A 4045-nucleotide genomic window follows, 5' to 3' on the forward strand; every position below is an offset into this window, starting at 1 on the left:
ACCATCTGGGATTCTATTACATTTTCTTCTTTCAGTCGTTTCATCGAAATGACGTCTCTGTCCGAAAATGCAAGAAGAGTGTTGACTTCAGTCAACACTCAATGCGACTGCCCGTCGCACAAAAAACAGACCTTTATAGGTCTGCTTAGAATCATGACTTAGCCGCAATTTTTACCGTAATGTTTTTTTCATCTAACTGCCTTCTCAATTGATCATCCAAATAGCTATCGGTGATAACCGTATCAATGCTTGCTAAGGGTGCGATTTGAGAAAACGATCTTGTCCCAAACTTACTAGAATCAACCATTAATACGGTTTCATCAGAAATTTCCATCATTTGTTTCTTTAGTAATGCTTGTAGTTCATTAAAGTCACTTAACCCTTTATCAAGATGAACCCCTTTACAGGAAAGGAACGCTTTGTTTACGTGGTACATGCTTAGCGATCTCTCCGCTAAAGGACCAACATAGGAAAGGGATTGTGACAATAATGTTCCGCCGGTCGAAATAACCCTAATTTGTTCCTTCCTACTGAGCTCAATGGCTACCTTGATTGAGTTTGTGAGCACGGTTAATGGCATGTCTGGCAATTCCTTTGCCATATACCAAGCCGTCGTACTGGCATCTAAAACAATTTGGTCACCAGGCTCAATGAGCGAAATCGCTTCTAGAGCAATCGCTTTCTTTTCTGAGGCATCGGTGATTTCTCTTTCTAAATAGGATGTTTCTGACTGATCCTTTTCTAAGCTAACCGCTCCTCCATGGCTTCTCATTAAAAGATTTTCTTTTTCAAGCTTTTCTAAGTCACGACGGATCGTTTCCTCCGTAACAGAAAATATTTTGCTTAGCTCAGAAACTCTAATGCTTAGCTTTTCATTGACTAATTCCACAATCTTTCGTTGTCTTTCCGCAACAAGCACTTTGCTACACCCTTCCCCACTCAACGTTTTTGGTTTTATGTTGTTTTATTTATTTTTATTTTTAATTTTACAGATTAAATATAACATATTTTTTGAATAACAAAAAGGCGGGCCGCTTTAAAAGTTGGCCCACCTTCTTTTTTCTTTATTAACGCTTTGATAAAACCTCTTCTTCATAGGCTTTTACTTCTTCTAACCAAGATTCTCTTACAGGAACGTCCATCTTCTCACAATAGTAATCCCAAACCGCACTGAACGGATACGTTTTGAATTCTTCTAAAAGAGCTAATCGCTCGGTGAAATTTCCTTCTTCTTGGAGCTGTTTTAAATAATCATTTGGCGTCAACATCGCAAACAACAATGCTTTGATCATGTTTCTAGTTCCAATCGTCCAGGCAGCAATCCGATTGATACTTGCGTCAAAGAAATCTAGTCCAATTTTAACCTTATCTAGTGCATCATTACGGACAAGCTCAAGAGCAATCTCTTTTAATTCGTCATCAAATGTAACAACATGGTCGCTGTCCCAACGAACCGGGCGGGATACATGCAAGGCAAGTTGGTCACTGTATAATAACATCGAAGAAATTTTATTTGATACTGTCTCAGTTGGGTGGAAGTGCCCTGTATCCAATAGACATAACTTATTATTCTTTAAAGCATAACCAAGATAAAATTCATGTGAACCAACAACGTAAGACTCTGAACCAATTCCAAATAATTTACTCTCAATCGCATCAACATTGTATCTTTCGTCCACTTTATCGGCAAATATCTGATCCAAAGACTCTTTTAAGCGGACTCTTGGTGTTAAACGGTCACTTGGGACATCTTTGTATCCATCCGGGATCCAGATATTGGTCAAACAAGGCGTGCCAAGTTCTTTTCCAAAATATTCACCAATTCGGCGTGCAGCAATACAGTGATTAATCCAGAACTGTCTAATTTCTGGGTCTGGGTGAGAAAGCGTTAGACCATCAGCAGCTTTTGGATGAGAGAAGAGCGTTGGGTTAAAATCCAGCCCCAATCCTTGTTCTTTCGCCCAGTTGACCCAGTTTTCAAAATGCTCTGGTTTCACCTGGTCACGCTCAACCACTTCGCCATTTGTTTCCGCATAAATTGTATGCAGATTGACCCTGTGCTTCCCAGGAATTAACGACATCGCCTTTTCTAAGTCCTGCCGTAATTCTTCAGGGGTTCTAGCTTTCCCTGGATAATTTCCAGTAACATCGATTCCACCTGACAATTCACTTTTGTTTACTTCAAACCCACCAATATCATCGCCTAGCCAGCAATGAATCGAAACCGGTACAGATTGTAATTTTTCTAATACGGAATCAACATCAATTCCCCATTTTTCATAAAGACTTTTCGCATATTGATAATTCGCTTCTACAGTCATTTTGTTTATCTCCTTTTTGATCACGATTGGTTTTTAGTAGGTAAATAGGTTTTCATTTCAAAAGAATGTTTTATGATGGTTCTAGCTTTTGAGATATCCTCAATGATTCCTAGAGCCATAAGTTGCGCACTAAGATTTCCGATTGCGGTGGCTTCTACTGGTCCAGCATGGACCTCTTTATTCGTCACATTCGCAATCAATTCGTTTAACAATTCATTTTGGCAACCACCGCCAATGACATTAACCTGCTTGTATGTCCTTCCTACGAGCCCTTCAATTTGGCTAATCGCATCTTGATAACTTGCAGCCAAACTATCATACACACACTTCGCCACTTCTCCAGGTGTTTCTGGGACTGGCTGGCCTGTCGCCAAACAACTTGCAATTATTTCTTGAATCATATTCTCTGGTTTCATAAACCGGTCATCGTTTACATTGATAATTGCTGTATACTCTTTCGCTTGTTTGGCTAATTCAACAAGGTCTCCAAACGAATATCGACTATTGTAGTTTCGCTTCACTTCCTGAATCATCCAAAGCCCCATAATATTTTTCAGGAAACGGAAGCGATAATCGATGCCACCTTCATTGGTAAAATTGTAGTTCAATGCCTCTGGGGTACAAATAGGTTGATCATTCTCTACCCCAATTAACGACCATGTTCCCGAACTGATGTAGATAGTGTCCTCTTGTTCTGGAACCGAAACAACGGCTGAACCAGTATCATGTGTTGCTGGAAGGATCACCTTCATGTCAAAGCCAAATTCTGAAACAAGCTCTTCCCTCAATGTACCGAGCACCGTTTTCGGCATTTGAATTTCTTGGAACATTTCGTTATTCAAACCCAGGTCCTTGATTAGTACTTCGTCCCATTCTTTCGTATGGGCATTCACGAGTTGAGTAGAAGTAGCATTTGTATATTCGTTTACTTTCTTCCCAGTTAATAAAAAGTTGAGATAGTCAGGTATCATCAAAAATGTTTTCGCTTGAGCTAAAATCTCAGGATTATTTTGTTTGATGGAATAAAGTTGATAAATGGTATTAAACTTCTGGAATTGAATGCCGGTTTTTGAATAAAGACGTTCCTTCGAAATAAGCTTCGACACTTCTTCGATCATTCCATCCGTTCTTGGGTCTCGGTAGGATACAGCGTCTGTTAAAGGTTGATCCTCTTCATCTAGCAGCAAGAAATCCACCGCCCATGTATCAATACCAATGCTTTCCGGTTCTAATCCTAAACGGCTACATTGATGAATTCCTTTTTTGATTTCATCAAAGAGTGTATCAATCTCCCAACAAAAGTTAGACCCTCTTCGAACAAGCTTGTTCTCAAATCGATGGATTTCTTGTAGCTTTAACACTTCGTTTTCGAGGTAGCCTGCGATTAATCGACCGCTAGAAGCACCAATATCAACAGCAATACTGCATTTTATCATTCAAATCACCCTTCTGTTGTAAGCGGTTACTCATACTTCTATCATACTTGAAAGTTAGCAGATGCCAATAACGTAATTAGACAAATTCATTGTCGTTATTTGCACACTAAGCAACATCCCCGTATTTAGTTCGAGGATTAAACGAGCACACAGAAGTTGCATTGGTACCGACCCCCAAAAGTTAGAGTATAAAACTAACTTTTGGGGGTGTTTTTATGGTCAAATATAGTGAGGAATTTAAAATAAAGCTTGTTACTGAGTATTTACATGGAAATCTTGGATATAACT

The 4045-nt window shown here is 39.3% G+C and carries 3 protein-coding genes; all 3 read right to left on the reverse strand.

Annotated elements, in window-relative coordinates; translation table 11 throughout:
* Positions 1–151 precede the first annotated feature (151 nt).
* The 3 genes from M3182_RS25445 to rhaB all read right to left on the reverse strand — a co-directional run bounded on the left by M3182_RS25445 (position 152) and on the right by rhaB (position 3757).
* Entirely contained in the window at positions 152–919 is a 768-nt protein-coding gene (locus M3182_RS25445; protein ID WP_251560615.1) for a DeoR/GlpR family DNA-binding transcription regulator, read from the reverse strand.
* 148 nt (positions 920–1067) lie between these two features.
* Positions 1068–2321 carry an L-rhamnose isomerase gene (gene rhaA / locus M3182_RS25450; RefSeq protein ID WP_251436911.1) on the reverse strand — a complete coding sequence of 418 codons (1254 nt, stop codon included), beginning with the start codon at positions 2319–2321 and terminating at the stop codon, positions 1068–1070.
* Between the two features lie 20 nt (positions 2322–2341).
* The gene (rhaB, locus tag M3182_RS25455; RefSeq protein WP_251436912.1) at positions 2342–3757 is read right to left on the reverse strand and encodes a rhamnulokinase; all 1416 of its coding nucleotides are present in this window, start codon (positions 3755–3757) and stop codon (positions 2342–2344) included.
* Positions 3758–4045 lie beyond the last annotated feature (288 nt).

It is taken from the genome of Mesobacillus maritimus (assembly GCF_023715205.1).
GTDB classification, from domain to species: domain Bacteria; phylum Bacillota; class Bacilli; order Bacillales; family Cytobacillaceae; genus Mesobacillus_B; species Mesobacillus_B maritimus_C.

Coding starts and splice junctions, on each gene's coding strand:
- rhaA (WP_251436911.1), bottom strand. CDS start 2,321: ATGACTGTAGAAGCGAATTATCAATATGCGAAAAGTCTTTATGAAAAA.
- rhaB (WP_251436912.1), bottom strand. CDS start 3,757: ATGATAAAATGCAGTATTGCTGTTGATATTGGTGCTTCTAGCGGTCGA.